Source organism: Peptoniphilaceae bacterium AMB_02 (genome assembly GCA_036321625.1).
Taxonomy (GTDB): Bacteria; Bacillota; Clostridia; order Tissierellales; family Peptoniphilaceae; genus Microaceticoccus; species Microaceticoccus formicicus.
The window spans coordinates 2,486,747-2,510,182 of the sequence record CP143259.1 but is presented as its reverse complement, the minus strand read 5'-3'; the positions used below and the strand labels follow the sequence as shown (position 1 = coordinate 2,510,182).

The window sequence follows — 23,436 nt, the reverse complement described above, 5'->3', positions numbered from 1 at the left end:
TACATATACCATGCCGTCTTTGAGACAGCTTATTTAGTATACAAGTTTAAAAGTTCTTTGTCAAGCTTTTTGTTAAATATTTTTTTACTGATTAAATCCCTGTATATAGACTTTCACAGCACTTTTCTATTTATTGATTCACTGATATTTATTTATTATTTTTATTTTTACTTAAAAATTTTAAAAAAGCATAGGAAAAATTCCTATGCCAGACTGAAGACAAACCCTGATTAAAATCAGGGTTTGCTCTATTTTGACAAATCTATTAGCAAAGTTCAATATTTTTCTTAAAACACCATTATTTTTGGGTGGCTTTTTATCTCTTTTACTTAAGATTATTGCTAACTTTTTCATATTTAGGGTCGCAAAAGTAAGTGCTGCTTTCATATCCATTTTCTTTATACCTACCATATTGGTATATCTAAATCCATGATATTCCTTTGCACTCCCAAATTGCCTTTCTATTGTTTCTTTTCTCTTTTTATACTCTGCTTTCCCTTTATATGTATACCGGTATTCTTCTGAGATATCAAGATAATCTTGCCAGATATGTCTAGTTATTATCTTTTGGTGTTTTTTACTACTTGTACACCTTCCTAGGTACCCACAGTTTACACAGATCTTTGGGTTGCTCTTGTACTGCCTATATCCTTCTCTATTTGTGGTTGAGTATCCTAATACTTCATTTGCTGGACAAAGGTAACAGTTGTAGTATTCGTCATACACAAAATCTCTTTTGTAGAATGGGTTTTCTAGTTTTGGTTTTGTTTTTTGCCTTGTGTATGGAAATACTGGAAATACGCCATCATCAAACAGTTCTTTCGCTATTGCCGGGAATTTGTAGCCTGCATCCATAACTAGTTTTTTAGGGTTCAATCGTTTTAACTTTTCATCAAAGAAATCTTTAAATGTTGTTCCATCGTGTAAGTTTCCAGGATATGATTTAAAACCTAATATCCATCCATTTTTATCACATGATGTCTGTACGCTATATGCAAATACTTCTTTATGTTCACCTTTATGGAATAGTCCTGCTTCAGGATCTGTTGTGCTTTTTGTTACTTCTTTTAGTTCTTCATCTTTATCTTTAGGATCAAATGGCTTTTTATCATGTTTTTTTCTATCTTCGTTTATTTCTTTTTCTAACTTTTTTTGATAGTATCTTATCTCTTTTTTCACTTTTACTTTAACAACCTAGTCAAGTGCAAATTAGTGTGTAAATTGTTTTATCTTACCTTTTGATTAGCAGTTTCTTTTTTTGATTTTTTGTAGATTTGGAGCCTGAGGTATTACATCAGCCACCCGAAGGGCTTGGCCTTGTGGCAAGTACTTAAAAAATGGTACACTAAAAAAACGAAGGATAATTACACCATTTTGTTGTGAGTTTATCGCCTTCGGTGGTTAACACTTACCGTTTTTTAAGTTCTTGGTGCAAGGCTGGCGGTGCATTAGCTTAAACTCAGACTTATGCAACTACCTTTGTAGGTTCAACTTGTTGAAGCTCGGCTTGATCTTGTTTGGATTCATGGTATTCATGCATATCCAACCATATTCTCCCGCTACTCCATTTCTCATCTAAATCAATTAATATTGCTCCAATTAAACGGTTCATGGATTCATCGTTTGGGAATATTCGTATTACTCGTTCTCTACGACGAATCTCTTGATTTAGACGTTCAATGATATTTGATGTCCTTAATCTTTTTCGATACTTTATTGGAATATTTAATACTTGGGTTATGTCGTCAAAACCAGCATCTAGTAATTCCATAGCCTTTGGTGCAGTATTTGAGTATTCATCAAGGATATCATTTAATACTGTTCTGGCAACTTCTGTAGTTGGCGCATCATAAAGCTCTCTTAATCGATTTTTTATCTCAGGCTGTAGTCTAGTAGGACATACATCAAGTATGTTTCTACTAAAATGTGTTTGACACCTCTGCCATGAGCTGCCTTGAAACTCTTTAAGGATTGCAGATTTTAAGCCTTTATGTGAATCACTAACAACTATATCAACATTTGATAATCCTCTATCCTTTAATGATGAAAAGAAGTTTCTCCATCCTAGTTCAGTCTCACTATCACCACACATAAAACCAAGAATTTCACGGATACCGTCAGAGCGAACTCCTATTGCAATCATTAGAGCTTTGCTTCTAACTTTTCCTGCATCTCTTGATTTTAAATACATAGCATCAACTACGATAAAAGGATATTGTGACTCTAATGGTCTGTTTCGAAACTCATCAACTAAAGGATCCAAGTTTGAACAGAGGTTTGATACTGTTGATTTTGAAAATGATGTTCCACATAATTCTTCGGTGATTTTTGTTACTTTTCTTGTGGAGACACCCTGGATTACCATCTCCATCATAGCCAGTACAAAAGCTTGTTCATTTCGTTGATATCGATTGAATAAATCAGGAGAAAACTCACCACCCCTAACTCTTGGTACTAGCAATTCTAACGTTCCTACACGAGTTTTAATTTGTCTAACTCTAGAACCGTTCCTGTAACATGTACGTTCTTCAGTACGTTCATAAGGCTCAGCTCCGATTGCCTCAGTAACTTGAGCCTCTAAAACTTGGTTTAAAATTGATTCTAAGAGTTTTGCAATAGCATTTTCTTTAGCTGAAGCTGAAAATAAACCTTTAATTATTTCTGAATCTAGTGTAAAATATAGCCAGACCATCTCTTTTACCTCCTGGTTAGTTTTGTGGTGAAACTATTATACCAAAAGGTTGGGGATGGTTCATATTTTTTTGTAAAACTAATTTACACCATTATATAGACTTTATCATGACTTTTTCAGTAACTTTGGGATAGCACATATTTATTATCAATTATACTTTCTTTCTTTGAAATATACTAAAATTAGTACTATAACATTTATAACACAAATGGTCATTAATTTGATATCAATCGCATTAAAAATCGGATTTCTTCTTCTTAGAATATTAACAAAGATTAATAGATATAACCATATCAAGTATAAAAAATATTTATTATTTAATTTAAAAGAAATAATAAATATTATAAATAATAAAATAGTTAGTAAAAGTATGAATACTATAGCATAATAAAACATTGCTACATGATATTCAGACATATTTTCAAAATTATAAAGGTAAAAATTTGTCATATTTAATAAATATGCCATTATAATTATTGATAAGGTAATAAACATAGTATTTTTATAGAAATAATTCTTCATTTTCAAAAGACCTCGTTTCTAAAAATTTAATGGAGTAGTTGATGTTAATCCTCTTGCTCCGTTAGGATATGTCATATAAGGATAACTGCTTCCCCAATCAATAACAATCATAGTTTTTCTACCCATATCCGTATTATCTATATTACTTAAAATATTTGCTCTACCTGTACCACTATTAATAATATCATGCAATGGATTAATAAGCACATGTTGTTTATAAAAGCCAAAAGACATAGAACTATTAATTAAACTTAGAATTAGTTCTACTATACTATTACCATAATCAGCTCTCACTAAATCATTATAATATTTTTTAGTTTGATTAGCGCTTAAATATAAATCTGTAAATTCTAACTCTTTATTGTTTAAATGATAATAGAGTTTTCCAGACCCACTTGTTAATGTTTTCCCATATTGTACAATTGAATCTTCATTCTCAAATGTATTGTAACCATTGTGAATATTATTATACTTTCTAGTAATTATATCTTCGAACATTTCGTATAAATCTTCTGCTTTTTGTAATTCTAGTTGTAGCTTTACATTTTTTAGAATAGCTTCTAATGAGGGAACTTCATTAATACTCTCCTCAAATTCATTTTTAGAAACAACTTCATCCGCGCATACACTGATTGGACCTAAGAAAATACATAATGTTCTTCCATTTTCTGAATCTACATCTCCGTTTTTATACCTTCCTATGCATCTATTAATCATGTGATAACCTCCGTTTTTCTCTATAACCTAATACTACCTGAATAAGTAGTAATATTATCCCTACCGACTTTTAATACTGCTTTAACTCTATATTCTGATCCCTTGGTACCTGTATAGGATCTGGTAATCGTATGGGATCCAGTTCCAGAAGCATACCAACTTTTTTCTGTTATCCAAACACCATTTACTTTTTTCTGCAAGTATATCGTTCCACTAGTAGCGACAGTCGATTTTAATGTATTTACCTTCACGCTAAGGTTAACAGTTACTCCACTTGAATATATGTTAGATCGAACATTATCAACATCGGTATACATCGGTATTATCTGGTTTAAAAAAGTACTTTGTTTATTAATAACGTTTCCTAGATAGCTTGCTTTTGCGTTAACAAAAGTGAGCATAAATATTGTTGTTAAGATTAAAAAATTACCTGAAACTTTTTTCATTTCAAATCCTCCTTAAATAAACGTCTATTTACATATATAACTGTTTAGCCATAAAAAAGGGACATTTTATTTTATATTATCTGCAATTTTAAAAATTTCTGCTTCTGTTAACTTCCCAAATATCTTTATCACAACACCATCTTTTTCATATACTAAGATTTTTTCATTCCCTTTAACCATATAATAAGCATCTCCCTCACCATATGTTATCCTTTTAATATCTGTGTCTTCCGTATCAACGCTACTCAGCAAATTCGGTACACTAAATTCAATCGTCAAGTACTCTTCTCTATATAAATAATGATGTGATTTAGAATAATCATCACCCGTAACCTTATCAAACTTAAATCTTTCAGGAACATATCCTAGTATAAATCTACTTAAGTCCTGTGGAACCGGTTCAGGTGCTCTGTAGTCTGTTAGTTTTAAGTCCTCTCCTATTCTAAAAATTTCATCCTCCGTTAAGTCTCCTTTTATTGTTACTGAAAGTTCTCCTTTTGCATATACCAGTTCTCTGTAGTTTGATTTAGTGATGAGATATGCGTCATCTTTTCCGAATTTTACTTTCTTTGTATCGGTATCTTTTTTATCAACATTTTTTCTTTTGTCCAATAGACTTATATTTAGGTTTAATTCCTTATCGCCATCTTTAAAGATATAATTTTTTTCGTCTTTATTCTCCCAAAAATCAAAGTACTCATATTCATTGGGAACATAGTCAATACTTATGCTTTCCAAATCTGTTGGGTGTTCTTCGGGTAGTTCTTCAGTCCTAATGGCTATATCTGAGTATTTAACTCGATCTTTTATAGTCCACTTTAGAATAAGTTCTCTAAAGTCGGCACTCGTAACCATTGCTAATGTGAAGCTGGCAATGGTGATAAGGATAACCAGTATAGCTTTATTTAACACTTTCTTAAATCCAGATCTCTTTATTACTATATTTTCTTCCTTATATGGATGATTATTTAAAATTAGATTACATACATTTTTTAATGAAACATCCGAAATTTGTCCGGAAAGTTTAAGCCTTGTAGATAAAAAATTTTTAAGATATCTTACATATCCCTCACTTACATCATTATTATAAATTGCTACTGTATCTTGAACTGAAAAACCAAATCCGTATATTGCTAAGAGGATGATTTGTTCTGTTTCCGGAAGAGCATTTATTATAGAGATTAACTCATCATATCTACTGACATCCAGATCACCTTTATCTATTTTACTTTCAATTGTATTTAGTCTACTTAATCTTTCATCATAGACTTTTTGTAAATCTCTATTTAGTAATTCGTCAATAGATATTGCCATCAATCTCGCTCCTTTTCTAAATATTTTCTTAGTTTCTTGAGTATTCTTTGACCCCTCTTTTTGGCCGCTTCTTCTGTGATACCGAATAGTTTTGCCAATTCTAAATATTTCAAAGATTTGACATATCTATACTCAATGAAGTACAATTCTTCTTCACTTAATTTTTGTAATGCTCTTTTTAGAGCTTCTTCATTCTCTTTTTTTATAAGTTTTTCTGCCGGTCCAGGTTCTGTTGTGACCATGTATGTATCTATACTGTCAGTACTGATTTCCCTTTTACTGTTTTTAATATAGTTGATTGACTCATTTTTAACAATTGTAGTTACATATGCAATCCTATGAGAGGGTGATAGTTTAAAAATTCTATCCATATTTTTTATTATGATAATATATGAATTTTGTACTACATCCTCTGCTGATTCTTTATATTTCACATAGCCCATGGCTATATTTATCAATTTTTTATGGTATTTACTCATAATATCATCCAACCAAAAACAGTGGTCTTCAGATATTGTAAAAAATATTATAGGTATCATATTGAGCATTTTTATATTTGACTTATTAAAAATAAACTCAAATAATTTGTTTCACTCCTCTACTTATATAACTGTTTTAAACTGAAAAAGGGACATTTTTTTCTCCTTCTCCATTATAAACTACAAATAGAGTAATTCAAAAATTTTAAGAATCATAATTACCAAAAACCTCATTACATAAAAACTTCAGGCAGAATATTCTGCCTGAAATAAAATAGTTTTGTCAGTTTATTATATACTAAGCCGAAGTCCAGGTTACAAAGTTTTAATTAATATCTAAATCAAATCCTTATGTCATAAAATTATAAAGAATGACAATATGGGAATTTTATTGTTACTGCTTTTAAATCTTGAATCTTAAAAACTTATAAACCATAACAACTATAGTTATTGAAAATAAAACTATTAATACTGCATTTTCTAAAACAAACGATGTATATAGATTATTCATATATGCAATACTGAGTAACAGTAGATAAATTCTACTTAGCTTCCAATATTCTAAAACTGTAATAAAAATCAAAAAGTAAATAGATACTGATATAGCTATGATAGAAATATACAAAAACTGTAAATCTTCTTTTATCGGGAAGAATAACACTTTATTAATTAATCTATCAATATAGGTATTTGTTGTCAGCAATATAATTATAAATACTACATTTTTATAAATTTTATTTTCCATTTATCGTAATGAAGTTTTAACATGTACATTGGTTGCACCACTTGGTCTAGACATAACAGGAAATTTCCTCCACTCGCTGACAACAGTAGTTACTCTCCCCATATCAAAATTATCCTTTGATGTAAATAGTACTGCTCTTTTATTAGCATTATATAAGTTTTTGACAGGAACTGTTACTGTTCTTTCAAAATGACTTCTTAATGTCCCTATCGGAAAACTAAAATAACCAGCAATTTCTTCTAGGATATTTATTAATATCGATGTCAAAGTGCTCCCAGGATCGACTAACTCAAAATATAAGTCTCTCGTTTGTGTTAACCCATAGTATGTTTCAACAATATCTACATCTCCCCATGGTGAATGATATTTGATTACTCCACCGGTACCATCACTTGTATAGTATTCATTACTTAAAATTATACTTTCATAATCATTTTCAATTTCGTTGGAAAGATTAAATTGCCTTCTAATCATTTTTTCAAACAACGGAAACATATGCTCAGCATTCTGTTCCTTTAGTTGTTCAAATGCCGAGTCAAGTACTTCTTGAAGTTCTTGAGTCTCTGTAAGTTCATATACACCATTATATGCCATAGCTGGAATTATTGATGAAAAAACAATAAAAAACATTATTATTAACATTATAATTTTATTAAATAGCTTCATATTGTAGCTCCTTATGAATTTTATCGATACTTAATCTTATAAAAAATAAAATCATGTATACTTGTTCCATATTTTTCACATTTACTGAATCTACATCTCCATTCTTATACCTGCCTATGCATCTGTTAATCATATGATAACCTCCATTTTTTTCTATAAGCTAATACTACCTGTATAAGTGGTGATATTATCCCTACCAACTTTTGCTTTTGTCCAAACACCATTTATATTTCTTTGTAGGTACATCTTTCCACTTATAGTGACTCTTGAAATTAATACACTAAACTCCACACCATCTTTTTATTAATTAGATTTTTTGTCCTTATCTTGAAGTGAGATAATAAATTCTATAGGTTCAAGATTATTTCACTTCTTTACTTATATAACTGTTTAAAGCCGAAAAAGGGACATTTTTTTCTCTACCTTCACTTAAAACCACAAATAGGGTAATTCAAAAACTTTAAGAATCTCAATTTTCACAAAGCATATTATAATAAAACTTCAGGCAGAATAGATTGCCTGAAGTAAGATAGTTTTATAAGTATATTATATACTAAGCCGTAGCTTTATTTATTCAATTATAATTAAAAGCTAAATTAAATTCCTTATGTCATAAAATTATAAAGAATGACAATATGGGAATTTTATTGTTACTGCTTTTAAATCTTGAATCTTAAAAACTTATAAACCATAACAACTATAATTATTGAAAATAAAACTATTAATACTGCATTTTCTAAAACAAACGATGTATATAGATTATTCATATATGCAATACTGAGCAATAATATACTTCTATAAATGAAAGATAATGGTAGTCACGATTAAAACTTTCTCAAAGTATTGATATTATAATTACTACTTAATAGGATCTGGCATAGTATCGAATACATTGAAAGTTAAATACAGTTTCCAACTACTTCCATTTGGTCTTTTGATTGTTACTTCGGACGTTCCTCCTGCACTTCCTCCTCCATAACTAGGATCAACAGGATCAGTAAAATATGAGTAAACTGTAAATGATGAATTAACGGGAACTTTTTTCCATTGATTTACCCATAATCCGGATTTTGTACTTTTCCCGATTGTTGCCATCGTAACATGTTGATTGCTTAAAGTACTTCCCGGTGCATCATAATTCGTCCAAGTTCCTTCAAATTTTTTAACTAATACGCTCCCTTTATAAGTATCAAAACTTAACTTCCCCCATGCTTTAACACCACCTGATTGATCCCATGCTTCATCCTCAAGTATTGAAGTGTATCTGAATGCTTTATAATCCAATTCCAACGCATACTCTAATTCTTCTTGTTTGTATGCTTCTTTGTTACTTAAAGTTAATCTATCAGTATAAGGCATGTTGTCATCTACTTTTTTACTAACATAAACATGAACTGGTAAAATTTTACCATTATCACCTTTTAAAACCGCTGAGATTTCGTCAATTGTGTTTCCATTAGAAATAATATCATCTATTTTTTGTTCTGTTTTTATTCCTTCGTTACAACTTGCATGAACAGAAATAAAAATAACTTGTGCTAACAGTACCATAACAAACATTTTTGTTACTTTTTTTATCCAATTGCTCTTCTTCATATTTATTCTCCTTTATTTGTTTCCTTTACTCGTTCATGAATCATAATGGTTGCTAAAACTATATTTAAAAAATACATTCCATAGAACAATTTAAGAAATGGAATCATATATGTACCAATAGATGTTTTAGTAAATAATGACACTATTATTAAAGAAACAAAATTTACTAATGACATGATAATAAGAACTATCTTATCATTTCGGAAATTAAATTTTCTAATAATAATACCGACCAAAAAACCACAAATACCATAAAAAACAACTGCGTATAATACTAGCAGAGGTATTGTGACTCTAAAGTCTCCTCTTAAACTGGAATAATATTTAGATTCTGGTATTAAATAGATGCCAACATAGAGTACTATCCCATATAATAACCAATACAATAATAGTTTTATTCTGTTATTCTTTTTCATCACGTCACTTATAGCCTCCTCTATATTACTATTCTGTAAAATCTGGTTTGTATATTTTTGAGTATAGTAAAATACTATTGTATATTGATTAAATTACTCCTAAATTAAATGCTTGCTAACTTTAATGTAAAACAAATTTAAATCCATTACTGCAGTTTTCCTTTAAACCCTGTTATAGAAAATCTACATCTCCATTCTTATACCTGCCTATGCATCTGTTAATCATATGACAACCTCCATTTTTCTCTGTAAGCTAAGACTACCTGTATAAGTGGTGATATCATCCTACCAACTTTTGCTTTTGTCCAAACACCATTTATATTTCTTTGTAAGTACATCTTTCCACTTATAGTGACTCTTGAAATTAATACACTAAACTCCACACCATCTTTCTTATTAATTCGATTTTTTGTCCTTATCTTGAAGTGAGATAATAAATTCTATAGGTTCAAGATTATTTCACTCCTTTACTTATATAACTGTTTAAATCCGAAAAAGGGACACTTTTTCTCTACTTTCACTTAAAACCACAAATAGGGTAATTCAAAATTTTAAGAATCTCAATTTTCACAAAACATATTATAAAAAAACTTCAGACAGAATAGATTGCCTGAAGTAAGATAGTTTTATAAGTATATTATATACTAAGCCGTAGCTTTATTTATTCAATTATAATTAAAAGCTAAATTAAATTCCTTATGTCATAAAATTGTAAAGTATGATAATATGGGAATTTTATTACTATAAATAGAACTATTATTCTTACATTTTTAAGAATCGTAATTGCGTTTTAACCAAAAAAGGAGCTGACAAGGCTCCTTAATCGTCTGCAATATTCATTTCTTTTCTGAACTTCTCAATGATTTTTTTCTCGATTCTGGATACTGTCATTTGAGATATGTCGAGTTTTTTTGCTATGGATACTTGGGTTTTCTTTTCAAAGTATCTGTCTATGAGTATAACTTTTTCTACTTCATTTAGTTTTACCATTGTTCTTTCTATAAAGTCGGCGAATTCTATTTGATCGAAGTGTTTGTCTTCTTCACCGATTAAGTCTGACAGGTTTACTTCTCTTTCATCATTAGTTATTTCAAATGATGCGTCAAGTGATTGGGGTGAGTAAACTCTACTTCCCTCTATTGCTTCCAAGTACTTCTTCTTCGGAGATTTCCAGATAGTCAGCGATTTCTGCTATCGTTGGAGATTTTTGAAGGTTTTGGCTTAGGTAAATTCTGGCATTATTTACTCTTTTACTCATCTCCTGGATTCTCCTGGGTACTCTTATCACCCAGCCTTTATCTCTAAAGTACTTTTTGATTTCACCGATAATGGTAGGGGTTGCATAGCTCGAAAACTCGTATCCTTTATCGATATCGTATCTGTCGATCGCAAGTATAAGACCAATACTTGCAACTTGGTAAAGGTCGTCGTATTCAATTCCTTTGTTTACATACTTTTTAGCCAAAATGTCTGCAATATAGAGATGTTCTTCTATCAATCTGTCTCTCAATTTAAAGTCTTTGGTCTCTTTAAATTCTCTAAACATTTCTTTTATTTCTGCAGGTTCTAAAGCATTTTTGGAGTTTCTTGCTTTATCACTCATATTACTACTCCCTAGCAAACTTTCTAAGCAATATAAAGTCCTCTGTAAATTCTACTTCATCCATCAAGGTACTGAGTATCTGTTTGCCCAAGTTTAGGCTTTGATCGCTTTTGTAATTGATTTTACTTTCAGGCACGGTTACTTTTATTTCTATACTGTTTTCATCGACAATATAGTCTATCTTTATGCCTCTTTCATCAATCGCGATATTGCATGCTTCGGATATTGCGACTCTTAAATCTTCTATGCAGTCTATGTCTAAACAGATTTTGTTTGCAATAGATGAAGTAGTAAGTCTAACTGTAGAAATATATTTTGGTTTTCCGGGAATTGTCAGTGTTATTTCTTCTCTATTCATACTATTCCTCTATCTTAAATAACTTGTCGAGCTCAGTTATTACAAATATTTTCTTTACATTTGGTTTAACATTAATCAATTTGATGGTCTTAGAAGATTCTGTTAAAGCTTTATATACACTTATAAATGCACCTAAACCTGTTGAGTCTATATAGTCCAGTTGTGATGCATCTATTACGATGTCTTTTCCGTTTTTTTCAAATTCATTCAGTATTCCCTTGCTGAATTCGGGTGATGTATATATATCTAAATCACCACTGAGTGAAATTAAACTTTCATTCTCTTTTGTAGTAACATTTAAGTTTAAACTCATCTATTCCTCCTTAAATCTTAGTCTTCTTGATCGATATATTTAGCTACTGCTACTATTCTGTCATTGTCTCTGTTGATATCTTTCAGTTTAACTCCACTTGTGTCTCTTCCCTGTGTGGAAATCTCTTTAACCGAAAGTCTTATGATGTCTGATTGTAAGGATACTGCTATGATGTCATCTTCGGCATCTACTATCTTAGCAGCTACGAGTTGTCCTGTCTTTTTACTTATTTTATAGGTTTTGATACCCTTACCGCCACGGTTTTGAACTTTATATCTGCCAAGCAGTGTTTTCTTTCCAAATCCGTATTCGGAGATTACAAGCAGGTATTTGCTGTCATCCACCATTTCCATGGAGACTACACGGTCGCCTTCGTTAAGTCTTATACCTATTACTCCGGCTGCAGTTCTACCCATAGGTCTGATGTCTGATAGTTCAAATTTGATACTCATACCGCCTTCTGTGATAAGCATCATTTTTGCTTCATCAGAAGTGTATCTTACCGCAATCAGTTCATCATCTTCTTTTAAGCTGATGGCCCATATCCCACTCTTTCTTATGTTTTGGAACATGTCTAAAGGCGTCTTTTTAACGAGTCCTTTAGCTGTTGCAAATACCAATGATTCTATTTGATCACGGTCTGCATTAAGCGGTATTACGGCCGTAACCTTCTCATCTTTGGAGATGTTTAGAAGATTGATTATGGCCTGACCTTTGGCTTGTCTTCTACCCTCAGGTATTTCATAAGCTTTTAGTGAAAATACCTTTCCTTGATTTGTGAAGAATAGAAGTGTATCATGAGTAGTCGTTACAAACATTGATTCTACGAAGTCTCCTTCTTTGGTTGTAAGTCCTACGATTCCTTTTCCGCCTCTTTGCTGTACTTTGTAGTTGTCGGCAGGTTGTCTCTTGATATATCCTTCATTTGTAAGGGTGATTAGAACTTCTTCTCTTTCGATTAATTCCAGGGTATCTATCTCTCTGGCATCTGGTTTAAGTTCCGTTCTTCTTTCGTCACCGTATTTATCTGCAATTTCTCTAAGTTCCTGTTTAATAAGTTCTCTTAGAATTCTATCATTTTCAAGGATTTCTTTAAGTCTTGCAATTTCCTTTATTAGTTCTTCGTATTCATTGTCGAGTTTTTCTCTTTCAAGTCCTGATAATCTCTTAAGCTGCATGTCCAGTATTGCTTGAGATTGAAGGTCGCTTAAGCCGAATCTTTCGAAAAATATCTTCTTGATGTCGACATCAGAGTAGTTTGATCTGATTATTTTGATTATTTCGTCTATATTATCTATCGCTATCTTCAAGCCTTCGATAATATGTGCTCTGGCTTCTGCTCTTCTCAGATCGTACTTCGTTCTTCTGGTCACTACTTCTATTTGATGTGCAGTATAGTGACTTATCAGTTCTTTAAGATTTAGTACTTTCGGTTCACCATTTACAAGTGCAAGGTTGATTATTCCGAATGTAACCTGCATTTGCGTATATTTGTAGAGATTATTTAGAACTACATTTGCATTTGCATCTCTTTTAAGTTCTATAACAATTCTCATACCTCGTCTATCGGATTCATCTCTTAAATCGGAAATGCCTTCAATTCGTTTTTCTTTTACGAGTTCGGCGATTTTGATTATAAGATTTGATTTGTTTACCTGATATGGAATTTCGGAGACTATAATTCTCTCTCTATTTTTTAGTTCTTCTATTTTTGCAACAGCTCTGATGATTACTTTACCACGACCGGTTTTATAGGCGTCTTTGATTCCCTGCTGACCCATAATCCATGCTCCCGTTGGGAAGTCTGGTCCCTTAACCATTTTCATCAGTTCGCTAAGTTCGATTTCTTCGTCATCTAAGTATGCGGTTATGGCATCGGTTACTTCAACAAGGTTGTGGGGAGCCATATTTGTAGCCATCCCAACTGCAATTCCTGTAGATCCGTTTACTAATAGGTTAGGAAATCTGGATGGTAATACTACCGGTTCTTCTTCAGATTCGTCGTAGTTTGGTTGAAAGTCTACTGTTTCCTTTCCTAGGTCTCTTAGTAATTCTGTAGTGAGTTTTGTCATTCTTATCTCGGTGTAACGCATTGCCGCTGCACCGTCACCGTCTACTGAGCCAAAGTTACCTTGTCCATCTGCCAGTAAGTACCTGGTATTGAAATCCTGAGCAAGTCTTACAACTGCATCGTAGATTGCGCTGTCTCCATGAGGATGGTATTTACCCATTACATCCCCGACAAGTGCAGCAGATTTTCTATATGCTTTATCAGGTGTAAGACCTAGTTTATGCATTCCGTATATTATTCTTCTGTGTACCGGTTTTAAGCCGTCTCTTACGTCGGGTAATGCTCTTGCCACGATTACGCTCATCGCATAATCGAGGTAAGAATCTTTCATTTGTTCTTCTATATCAACATCTAAAATACCGACATGTCCTTTTTCTTCTGTCATTTAATCCCCCTATGCATCTAGATGTTTTACGTATTTAGCATTGTCTTCAATAAATTCACGTCTTGGTTCTACTTTATCTCCCATCAGTGTGCTGAATACTTCATCTACCGTAGTAGTACTGTCATCGATATTAACTCTTAACAATACTCTGTTATCCGGATTCATCGTTGTTTCCCATAATTGGTCATCGTTCATTTCCCCGAGACCTTTATATCTTTGAATTTTATGCTTATCTCTTCCAAGTTCATCCAAACTACTCTGTAATTCTTCATCGTCATAACAGTATTTAACTACTTTGTTTCCTCTTTTTATTCCGTAAAGAGGAGGTTGAGCTATATATACATGTCCTTTTTCTATGAGTTCTCTCATGTATCTGAAGAAGAATGTGAGTAATAATGTCCTTATATGCGCTCCGTCTACGTCGGCATCCGTCATTATTATTATCTTTCCGTATCTAAGATTTTCAATATTGAAATCCTGTCCTATACCGGTACCGAAAGCCGTTATCATGGCTTTTATTTCTTCATAACCTAGTACTCTGTCTATTCTTGCTTTTTCAACATTCATTATCTTACCACGTAGTGGAAGTATGGCTTGGAATACTCTGTCTCTACCTGTTCTCGCAGAACCTCCCGCAGAATCTCCCTCCACCAGGAATACTTCTGTCTCAGATAAGTCTGAGGACTGACAGTCTGCAAGCTTGCCGGGCAATGTGGTATTGTCGAGTATGGATTTTTTCTCTGGTTAGGTCTCTTGCTTTTCTCGCTGCTTCTCTGGCTCTTGCCGAACTCATTGCTTTTTCAATGATTATCTTTCCTATTTTAGGATTTTCTCCTAAGAATATCATAAGTTCATTTGATAAAAATGAGTCCACAGCAGATCTTGCTTCACTATTTCCCAGTTTTGATTTTGTCTGTCCTTCAAATTGAGGATTTTTAAGTTTTACGGATACTATCGCCGTCAAACCTTCTCTTGTATCCTCTCCTTGTAGGTTTTCTTCTTTTTCTTTTATTATATTGTAGTTTCTACCATATTCGTTTAGTGTTCTGGTTAGTGCTGTTCTAAGTCCACTCAGGTGATTTCCACCTTCGGTGGTGTGGATATTATTTGCAAATGTGAGTACATTTTCTGAGTAGGCATCGGTGTACTGCATTGCTATCTCTATGCCTATGTCATTTACCACACCTTCAAAGTACATTACTTCTTTGTGGATTGGTGTTTTTTTCTTGTTTAAGTATTCAACAAAGGACTTAATACCACCTGAGAATTGGAATTCTACTTTTTTGTCTTCTTCTCTTCTATCTTCAAGTTCTATTCTTATGCCTTTGTTAAGAAAAGCCATTTCTCTGAATCTAGTCTCAAGTGTTGAGAAGTTAAAATTGACGTCGTCAAATATAGTTGCATCCGGTTTGAATTTAATCATCGTTCCATGATCATTAGATTCACCTACAACTTCCAGTTGAGTTACGGGCTCTCCTTTGGAAAATTCCTGTCTATATTCGTATCCACCACGCCTAACTGTAGCTATAAGACTATCGGATAGTGCATTTACAGCTGAAACACCTACTCCGTGCAGTCCTCCGGATACTTTATAAGCCCCATTATTAAATTTTCCACCGGCATGAAGTACTGTAAGTACTGTTTCCAGTGTGGATTTACCGGTTTGTTTATGTTTTTCTACGGGAATTCCGGATCCATTGTCTTCAACAGATATAAATCCGTCATCGTATATTACGACTTTTATCGTGTCACAAACACCGGCAAGTGCCTCATCTATACTATTGTCTACTACTTCGTATACCAAGTGATGAAGCCCTGTAGTACTTGTAGAGCCGATGTACATTCCCGGTCTAAGTCTAACCGGTTCAAGTCCTACCAATACTTGAATATCATCAGCACCATATTCTCTATTATTTGTCATTTAAAAACCCCTTCTTCAGTTTAGATAATGGGAGATACCAGTCTATCTTTAAGTAGTTTTGGACTAAAGGAACATGAATATATCTTTTTTCCGTTTGATCCATCACATAATACATAAGATTTTATAAAATTCTGATTGCTACAGTATATCATATCTCCGTCTTTTTCGTATTCTATGAGTATTCTGTGGTTGTCTTCCGAGCTTAGTGCACTATTGCTGTCCATGATTGCGACTATTTCATCTACCGCTACCACATTATTATTTCCTAAATCAATATACATTTTTCACCTATTAACTATTCTTCCTTCATTTATTTTCTTAATATTTATATTTTTACTAAAATAATTTAACTCGTCTGCATTTACTTCATTTGTAGTAATTAGTGACTGACAATTACTAATTTTTTCCAAAAATCTCTGTCTTCTGTTTTTATCCAGTTCAGAGAATACATCGTCCAAAAGAAGGATTGGCCAGCTATTATTATATCTGTTTACGATGTCCATCTCTGCAAGTTTTATGCTCAGAATTATCGATCTCTGCTGACCTTGAGATGCGAATATTTTGGAGTCCTTGCCGTTTATAAGCAGTTCCAAATCATCTCTATGTGGACCATTCGAGGTATGTCCGTATCTTAGGTCTGTCTCAAGTGATGACATTATCTTTTCATAGAGTAATCCGGTCAGTTCTTCTCTTTCTATGCTGATAAGTTCAATATCCGGTAAAGAGTTCATGTATACCATGTCCAGTTCCTCGGAATTTCCTGTTATTTCGGAGTGGATTTTACTCGATATCCCCTTTAGTATGGTTACGTACTTGTGGCGCATTATCGTTATGACTGCACCGATTTCAGCAATTTGTTTTGTTATACTTATCAACTGTTCTTTAAAATATCTAGTAGTCTGTGATTTTTTAAGTAAGCTGTTTCTTTGACTTATGAGTCTGGTAAAAGTATTGTGCAATCTATTAAAAGAAGGTCTTATAGTCGTTATTGCATCATCTACCAGTTCTCTTCTTAATGAAGGACCATCTTTAACTACTCTGAGATGATCCGGCCAAAAGTATACTATATCGAACTGACTTTTCATATCCTTTAAAGATTTGATTCTTAGATCATTAATAGTTATTATCTTTTCTTTTCCAATCTCTATGTGGATAAGTTTTCTTCTATCATTTCTGATTATTTGTGCATCAAGTGTTGCCCGATCACAATTATGCCTTATTATATCACTATCTTTAACACTTTTAAAAGAATTTCCTCTACTGCAATAGTAGATTGATTCTAGTAGATTTGTCTTGCCTTGTGCATTGCCACCGATAAAAATATTGATGCCATTGATAAATTCCATTTTTTCATTTTTATAATTTCTATAATTTATTAATTTTAAATCTGAAATATACAAGGCAGTTCCTCTTCTATCATTCTATTATTATTTTTTGATCTTCAAATTCAATGGTATCTCCAGGACGGAGTTTTTTACCTCTCATGGTGCAAATTTCACCATTTACTATAATCTGTTCGTCATTTATGAGCATCTTTGCCTCTGCACCTGACTGAACCAGTGAAGCGTATTTCAATAATTGGTCCAGTTTTATAAATTCACTGTCTATTTTGATTTTTTTGGTATTCATCAAAATTCCTCACTCTTAAGTTTTACAGGCAGTACTAGGTAGGTATAGTCGATGTCTCCGTCTATCGGTTCGATTGTAACCGGATTTATCATACCTTTAAGATTTATCTTTATTTCATCTGTGTCGATAACTTTGATACCTTCAAGTAAGTATTTATTATTAAATGCTATATTGATGCCTTCTCCTTCCAGTTCACATGAAAGTTTTTCATAACCGTCACCAATTTCCGTATTGGATTTGATTTCCAATGTGTTATCGTCCAATAGTATTTTAACCAGTCTTGCTTTGTCTTCTCTTGCAAGTAAGGAGATTCTTTCTAGTGAGTCTACCATGCTCTGTCTGTTTATCTTTACATAAGAAGAGTATTTTTCGTTTAGAATTGAAACATAGTCTACGAATTTTCCTTCTAGTAGTCTGGAGTAAAATTTAGTATCTCCGAATTCAAATAAGATATGTCCACTCATTGTGGATATCTTTATATCTTGTCCGGGTTCTATTATTTTTACCAGTTCACCTAAACTTCTGGCAGGTATGATTACTTTTATATCAGGTGCATCATCTATATTTATTCTTACTCTGGACAATCTATATCCATCAAGTGATACGAAGTTTATATTATCTCTTTCTATATCCAAAAGTACTCCCATAAGTGCAGGTCTGGTGTCATCAATGGATGTTGAAAAGAGTGTATGTTTTATGGATTTACTAAGTAGTTCTTCGCTTATTAGCAGTTTTTTATCCGTTTCAACTTCCGGAAGCGATGGGTATTCAATAGGATCCAGTCCGGTTAAATTGAATTCTATACTTTCACATTTTATTTTTATATTTTTATCTTTTACTGTAATTGACACTGGTGAGTCCGGTAATTTTCTTGTTATATTTCCAAATAAGGTGGAGTTTATTACTATACTTCCCTCTTCTTCAATAGTACAAGCAGTTTTTGTAATAATAGCCATGTCAAAATCCGTTGCCAAAAGGGTCAAATATCCATCTTTTGCTTCAAATAATATACCTTCAAGTACCTGCATTGTCGTTCTGGCTGAGATTGCTTTTTGGGCAATATTTATTTGTTTTAGCAAATCTGATTGATTAATTATTATCTTCACGTAAATCCTCCTTATTCTTATTATTAAATAGTAATAGTAGTAGTAGAGTATGTATATAATGTGGATATCTTTGTTATTCGTTGAAAATACTCTATCTTCTATCTTGAATATTCTGTTGATAATACCTAGATAAATCTCTATTCTATCAACACTATCAACAGCTCATATTTTATGATTTATAATTTTGAGTTATCCACAAGTTATCAACATCAGTTATTTACATTTTGTGGATTATGATTTTATTCTCTCTATAAGAGCATCTATTTCGTCTCTAAAGTCTTCGTCTTCCGTCGCAAGTTGTGTAATTTTCTCTATACCATGTATTATCGTACTATGGTCTCTATTGAATGAGTTGGCAATTTTTAAAAGCGATAAATCAGTCATCTGTCTTGAAAGATACATTGCAATCTGCCTAGGGAAGGCTATATTTCGCGATCGGTTTTTCGATTCCAAATCTCCGCTTTGAAGTGCGTAATTGTCGATTATTATATCTTTTATAAGGTCTATGGTTATAATTTTTTCTTCGGTTTCACTGATAAGTTTTTTAAGTGCTTCTTTTGCGAATGGAAGGTTTATGTTATCCACTTTCATCAGAGTGGAATAAGCTATTACTTTTAATAGTGCTCCTTCCAGTTCTCTAATATTGTATTTTATATTCATTGCGATGTATTCCAGTACATCATTCGGTACGTAAATCCCTTCCATTGCCACCTTTTTGTTTAGGATGGCGACTCTTGTTTCAAAGTCAGGCTGCTGGATATCAGCTATCAATCCCCATTCAAACCTGGAAATTAGTCTTTCTTCAAGGGTTTTTATCTCTTTTGGAGGTCTGTCCGAGGATATTATAATTTGTTTATTTGCATTGTAAAGATCGTTGAAAGTGTGGAAAAATTCTTCCTGTGTACCGGTTTTACCTGCAATAAATTGGATGTCGTCTATCAATAGTACATCCACTTCTCTGTATTTTTTTCTGAATTCCCTGTTTTTTCTATTATTAAGTGATGAAATCAGGTCATTTGTAAAGGTTTCACTACTTAGGTAGACTACTTTTTTTTCGGGATAGGTATCTTGAATTTTCTGTGCACATGCGTTCATAAGATGTGTTTTTCCAAGTCCGGCTCCTCCATATATAAAGAGAGGATTATAAGATGTTCCTGGAGATTCAGCAACTGCCATGGATGCCGAGAGTGCAAATTCGTTACTTTTACCTGCTACGAAATTCTCAAATGTGTATTTAGATATAAGTCTGTTTCTATTTCTATTATCGTTTGCTGTAGTAGGTTTTTGAGTTTCCACATCACTGTCAGTAATCTCAGGTTCACTTATTGGTATAAAAGTGTCTGATTTTTGTGCATAGATTTCAAGTGTTTTTTCTTCAGTAGAAGGATCTACTAGTATTACTTCAATATTTTTATTCAGTAAAAAATGAAGATACTTTTCGAGTGTTTTTTTATATCTTTGTTCTATCATCCTTCGAGTAAAGTCGTTTGGTGAATGAACAAAGATTGTATCTCCATTGAAAGCTATAGGTTTCATGCTGGAAATCCATGTATTGTATGTAAGTTCGGAAAGCTCGACCTTAAACATCTCATTCACTTCTTCCCAGATTTTTGATAACTCTATATTCATTTGTCTCCCCCAATCAATCACAGAGTAGTCCGGCAAAATTAAGTTTATACTTATCAACACAAAATAAAATAGCTAAACCGGCTAAAAAAGCTGAGATAGCAGAGTATTTTATAAATAATCAACTTTATCAACATGTATGTGGATAATTATATCATATTGTGTTAAAACTATGAAAAATTCATATAAAGTGGGTATTTAACAGTATAGATATCAACAAATTATCCACACAATGTGCATAAATGTTCAAAAATACGTGATTTAAAATATAATTAACATCTGGTTATATTATATCAAATAATAAAGTCTATATCAAATTTATCCACAGGTGTAAAATAGGAAAAAATAGGCATTTATCAAATATATAAATGAATTAAAATCATCTAAAATCTTGACTTTTGATGCACATATATTTATAATCTTTATTAGTGTTTTAGGTTTATTTCATTTATTTATTAATCAATGTATTTTATAAGCTAGGGGGTGCACAAATGAAAAGAACTTTCCAACCTAATGTAAGAAGAAGAAAGAAAAATCATGGTTTTAGAAAGAGAATGAGAACTAAATCCGGAAGAGCCGTTATTCAAAGAAGAAGACTAAAAGGAAGAAAAAGATTAACAGCATAATTGGTGAAATATGGAAAAAAGCCTTAGATTAAGGAAAAATAGAGAATTTCAAACTGTTTATAAACGAGGTAGTAGTTATTGGAATAGAGAATTTACAATACTCACTTTAAAGAACAACCTCTCTACTTCTAGAATAGGCTTTACTGTAACAAAAAAATTTGGTACTGCTGTAGAAAGAAATGCTATTAAAAGAAAGCTCAGAGAAATTATAAGACTCAATAAACATACATTGATTAAGGGATATGACATAGTCATAATCCCTAAAAAAAACACTAAAGATATGAATTTTGAGGAGCTTAGCCGATCTTTGATTCACGTGTTCGGTATTGTTAATAGAAAAAAGAGAACCAAGGGAAAAAAATGATATGAATAGTCTTGCCATATATATTATAAAATTTTATAGAAAATATGTTTCAGGATTATTTGGATCCAATAAGTGTAAATATTATCCTACATGTTCTCAGTATGCTCTCGAAGCATTCAGCAGATACGGTTTTTTTAAAGCTACCATAAAAAGTGTTTGGAGAATCTTAAGATGTAATCCATTTTCAAAAGGTGGATATGATCCTTTAGATTAACAGGAGGTTAAATTTGAGTATATTAACAAATGCACTAGGTGCTATATTAAAGTTCATTTATCAATCATTGACGGCAATGGGTAATGAACCGAAAAATATTTCATACTATGCACTAGCACTGATAGCAATGGCTCTTTTACAAAAGATTTTTACAATGCCATTGACTTTAAAAGGGACCAGAAATGCTCAAAGAGGTCAAGAACTAAACCCGCAAGTTGAAGCAATAAGAAAGAAATATGCAAATGATCCTGCGACACAAAACAAAAAGATTATGGAATTGTATAAGGAAAACAATTATAATCCCGCAAGTGGATGTCTACCGATGCTTATTCCAATAATCATAGTATTTGCAATGTTTAGTGTTATCAGGAATCCGGCTGAATATATGCTGGATAAGGGTACACAAATCCATGAGATTGCTAAGAATTTCATCTGGGTACCTGATTTAAGTAATCCGGATCCTTATATCTACGGTTTACCACTTGTATATGCGGTATCGATGTTTGCTTATTCATCGTTGATGCAGACTCAGCAACCAGGCGGAGACAAGAATATGCAATCGATGAATATGATGATGAAATACATGATGCCTATAATGATGTTTTTCTTTTCAAGATCTTGGCCGGCAGGTTTAATACTTTTCTGGGCGACAAGTAATATCAGTGAGATTATTATTCGAGCTATAATGAAATTCTTCATTAAAAAGGGGGAAACAGCTAGTTGAAATCGGTAATTAGAACAGGAAAAACAGTTGATGAAGCTGTATCTCAAGCATTGGAAGTATTAAATACTACAAAAGAAAAAGCAAAGATAGAAATATTGGAAGAACCCAAGAGCGGGCTTTTCGGTTTTATAGGTTCAAAGGATGCAGTTGTAAGAGTCAGCATTCCGGAAGAAAAATCTGAAGTATCTGAAATAATAGAAGAGGTTTTCTCTAATGGAACTAAGGAGAAAGCAAAAGAGATAAGTGAACCTGTAGCTGAAAAAGTGCAAGAAGTCGAAGAAAAGACAGAAGAATTCCACCAAGAAAAAATCGAAAAAGTAGCAAGTGAATCGGATGAAGAGATTGCAGTGAATCTTTTAAATGACATACTTAGTGGAATGGACATCAAAGCTGATTTAGATGTAGTTAAAACAGAATCAGGAATTGAGATTGAGATTAAAAATGCCGATGATCGCGACATAGGGATCATTATCGGTAGGCGAGGCGAGACTCTCGATGCCATACAGTATCTAGTTAATTTAGCACAAAACAAATCTGTAGAAGAATATACCAGAGTCGTTATAGATATTAACTCTTATAGAAAAAAACGTGAGGAATCTTTAATAAGATTGGCACAAAAGACAGCTGAAAGAGCTAAGAGATATAAGAGAAATATGAGACTGGAACCAATGAATCCGTATGAAAGAAGAATCATACATTCCGCTCTACAAAAAGTTAATGGTGTAAGCACCATGAGCGAAGGTGAAGAACCTTATCGTAGAGTAATCATTAAGTTTAACAGAAAATAGAACATAAAACTGAATGAAAGAACCCGGAAAATCCGGGTTCTATTTATTTATTAATAGATGGAACTACATATACTATTCATAGTAGAATATAAAAAGGTTATAATATATAATGAAT

Annotated in this window: 23 protein-coding genes and 2 pseudogenes; 5 read left to right on the top strand and 20 right to left on the bottom strand. The window is 32.4% G+C overall.

From position 1 onward, the window contains the following. Positions 1-180: 180 nt before the first annotated feature. From VZL98_11900 to dnaA, 20 genes and pseudogenes are all read right to left on the bottom strand, one after another. Positions 181-1,179: a transposase gene (locus VZL98_11900; GenBank protein ID WVH63375.1), complete on the bottom strand. Its 999-nt coding sequence runs from the start codon at positions 1,177-1,179 to the stop codon at positions 181-183. A 286-nt stretch (positions 1,180-1,465) separates the two neighbouring features. Beyond that, entirely contained in the window at positions 1,466-2,692 is a 1,227-nt protein-coding gene (locus tag VZL98_11895) for an IS256 family transposase (GenBank protein ID WVH63374.1), read from the bottom strand. Between the two features lie 540 nt (positions 2,693-3,232). Continuing rightward, positions 3,233-3,931: a hypothetical protein gene (locus VZL98_11890; GenBank protein ID WVH63373.1), complete on the bottom strand. Its 699-nt coding sequence runs from the start codon at positions 3,929-3,931 to the stop codon at positions 3,233-3,235. Between the two features lie 20 nt (positions 3,932-3,951). After that, on the bottom strand, positions 3,952-4,377 hold the full coding sequence (locus VZL98_11885) for a hypothetical protein (GenBank protein ID WVH63372.1): 426 nt from the start codon (positions 4,375-4,377) through the stop codon (positions 3,952-3,954). 66 nt (positions 4,378-4,443) lie between these two features. Continuing rightward, positions 4,444-5,691, bottom strand: coding sequence for a DUF4367 domain-containing protein (locus VZL98_11880; GenBank protein WVH63371.1), 1,248 nt, complete (start codon positions 5,689-5,691; stop codon positions 4,444-4,446). After that, positions 5,691-6,170: a sigma-70 family RNA polymerase sigma factor gene (locus VZL98_11875; GenBank protein WVH63370.1), complete on the bottom strand. Its 480-nt coding sequence runs from the start codon at positions 6,168-6,170 to the stop codon at positions 5,691-5,693. The genes VZL98_11880 and VZL98_11875 overlap by 1 nt, the downstream gene beginning before the upstream one ends. Positions 6,171-6,915: 745 nt before the next feature. After that, a complete protein-coding gene (locus VZL98_11870) occupies positions 6,916-7,509 on the bottom strand; it encodes a hypothetical protein (protein WVH63369.1) in 594 nt (197 codons plus the stop codon). A gap of 58 nt (positions 7,510-7,567) precedes the next feature. Then, positions 7,568-7,714 (bottom strand): hypothetical protein, encoded by a 147-nt coding sequence (locus VZL98_11865; GenBank protein WVH63368.1) that lies wholly within the window; start codon positions 7,712-7,714, stop codon positions 7,568-7,570. A 725-nt stretch (positions 7,715-8,439) separates the two neighbouring features. Continuing rightward, a complete protein-coding gene (locus tag VZL98_11860; protein WVH63367.1) occupies positions 8,440-9,177 on the bottom strand; it encodes a hypothetical protein in 738 nt (245 codons plus the stop codon). Between the two features lie 2 nt (positions 9,178-9,179). After that, positions 9,180-9,593: a hypothetical protein gene (locus VZL98_11855; protein WVH63366.1), complete on the bottom strand. Its 414-nt coding sequence runs from the start codon at positions 9,591-9,593 to the stop codon at positions 9,180-9,182. Between the two features lie 819 nt (positions 9,594-10,412). Further along, a pseudogene (locus VZL98_11850) lies at positions 10,413-11,196 on the bottom strand (SigB/SigF/SigG family RNA polymerase sigma factor). Positions 11,197-11,200: 4 nt separating this feature from the next. Continuing rightward, entirely contained in the window at positions 11,201-11,554 is a 354-nt protein-coding gene (locus tag VZL98_11845) for a hypothetical protein (protein WVH63365.1), read from the bottom strand. Between the two features lies 1 nt (position 11,555). Then, positions 11,556-11,867: an STAS domain-containing protein gene (locus VZL98_11840; protein WVH63364.1), complete on the bottom strand. Its 312-nt coding sequence runs from the start codon at positions 11,865-11,867 to the stop codon at positions 11,556-11,558. A gap of 17 nt (positions 11,868-11,884) precedes the next feature. Next, positions 11,885-14,323: a DNA gyrase subunit A gene (gyrA, locus tag VZL98_11835; protein WVH63363.1), complete on the bottom strand. Its 2,439-nt coding sequence runs from the start codon at positions 14,321-14,323 to the stop codon at positions 11,885-11,887. Positions 14,324-14,332: 9 nt separating this feature from the next. Continuing rightward, positions 14,333-16,244 (bottom strand): annotated as a pseudogene (gyrB, locus tag VZL98_11830) (DNA topoisomerase (ATP-hydrolyzing) subunit B). Between the two features lie 20 nt (positions 16,245-16,264). Then, positions 16,265-16,525, bottom strand: coding sequence for an extracellular matrix/biofilm biosynthesis regulator RemA family protein (locus tag VZL98_11825; GenBank protein ID WVH63362.1), 261 nt, complete (start codon positions 16,523-16,525; stop codon positions 16,265-16,267). Positions 16,526-16,528: 3 nt separating this feature from the next. Then, a complete protein-coding gene (recF, locus tag VZL98_11820; protein ID WVH63361.1) occupies positions 16,529-17,644 on the bottom strand; it encodes a DNA replication/repair protein RecF in 1,116 nt (371 codons plus the stop codon). A 16-nt stretch (positions 17,645-17,660) separates the two neighbouring features. After that, positions 17,661-17,873, bottom strand: coding sequence for an RNA-binding S4 domain-containing protein (locus VZL98_11815; GenBank protein WVH63360.1), 213 nt, complete (start codon positions 17,871-17,873; stop codon positions 17,661-17,663). Continuing rightward, positions 17,873-18,979, bottom strand: coding sequence for a DNA polymerase III subunit beta (dnaN, locus tag VZL98_11810; protein ID WVH63359.1), 1,107 nt, complete (start codon positions 18,977-18,979; stop codon positions 17,873-17,875). Before dnaN ends, VZL98_11815 begins: the two co-directional genes overlap by 1 nt. A gap of 231 nt (positions 18,980-19,210) precedes the next feature. Next, the gene (gene dnaA / locus VZL98_11805) at positions 19,211-20,608 is read right to left on the bottom strand and encodes a chromosomal replication initiator protein DnaA (protein WVH63358.1); all 1,398 of its coding nucleotides are present in this window, start codon (positions 20,606-20,608) and stop codon (positions 19,211-19,213) included. Positions 20,609-21,096: 488 nt separating this feature from the next. Here dnaA and rpmH point away from each other — a divergent pair, with 488 nt between their 5' ends. Genes rpmH through jag form a run of 5 tightly spaced genes read left to right on the top strand, consistent with a single transcriptional unit; the run spans position 21,097 to position 23,321 of the window. Then, positions 21,097-21,231, top strand: a complete 135-nt coding sequence (rpmH, locus tag VZL98_11800; protein ID WVH63357.1) for a 50S ribosomal protein L34 — start codon at positions 21,097-21,099, stop codon at positions 21,229-21,231. 10 nt (positions 21,232-21,241) lie between these two features. Then, a complete protein-coding gene (rnpA, locus tag VZL98_11795) occupies positions 21,242-21,595 on the top strand; it encodes a ribonuclease P protein component (GenBank protein ID WVH63356.1) in 354 nt (117 codons plus the stop codon). A gap of 1 nt (position 21,596) precedes the next feature. Then, complete coding sequence (gene yidD, locus VZL98_11790) at positions 21,597-21,809, top strand: membrane protein insertion efficiency factor YidD (protein ID WVH64568.1); 213 nt, start codon at positions 21,597-21,599, stop codon at positions 21,807-21,809. A gap of 13 nt (positions 21,810-21,822) precedes the next feature. Then, entirely contained in the window at positions 21,823-22,533 is a 711-nt protein-coding gene (locus VZL98_11785) for a YidC/Oxa1 family membrane protein insertase (protein WVH63355.1), read from the top strand. Continuing rightward, complete coding sequence (jag, locus tag VZL98_11780; GenBank protein WVH63354.1) at positions 22,530-23,321, top strand: RNA-binding cell elongation regulator Jag/EloR; 792 nt, start codon at positions 22,530-22,532, stop codon at positions 23,319-23,321. The genes VZL98_11785 and jag overlap by 4 nt, the downstream gene beginning before the upstream one ends. Positions 23,322-23,436 lie beyond the last annotated feature (115 nt).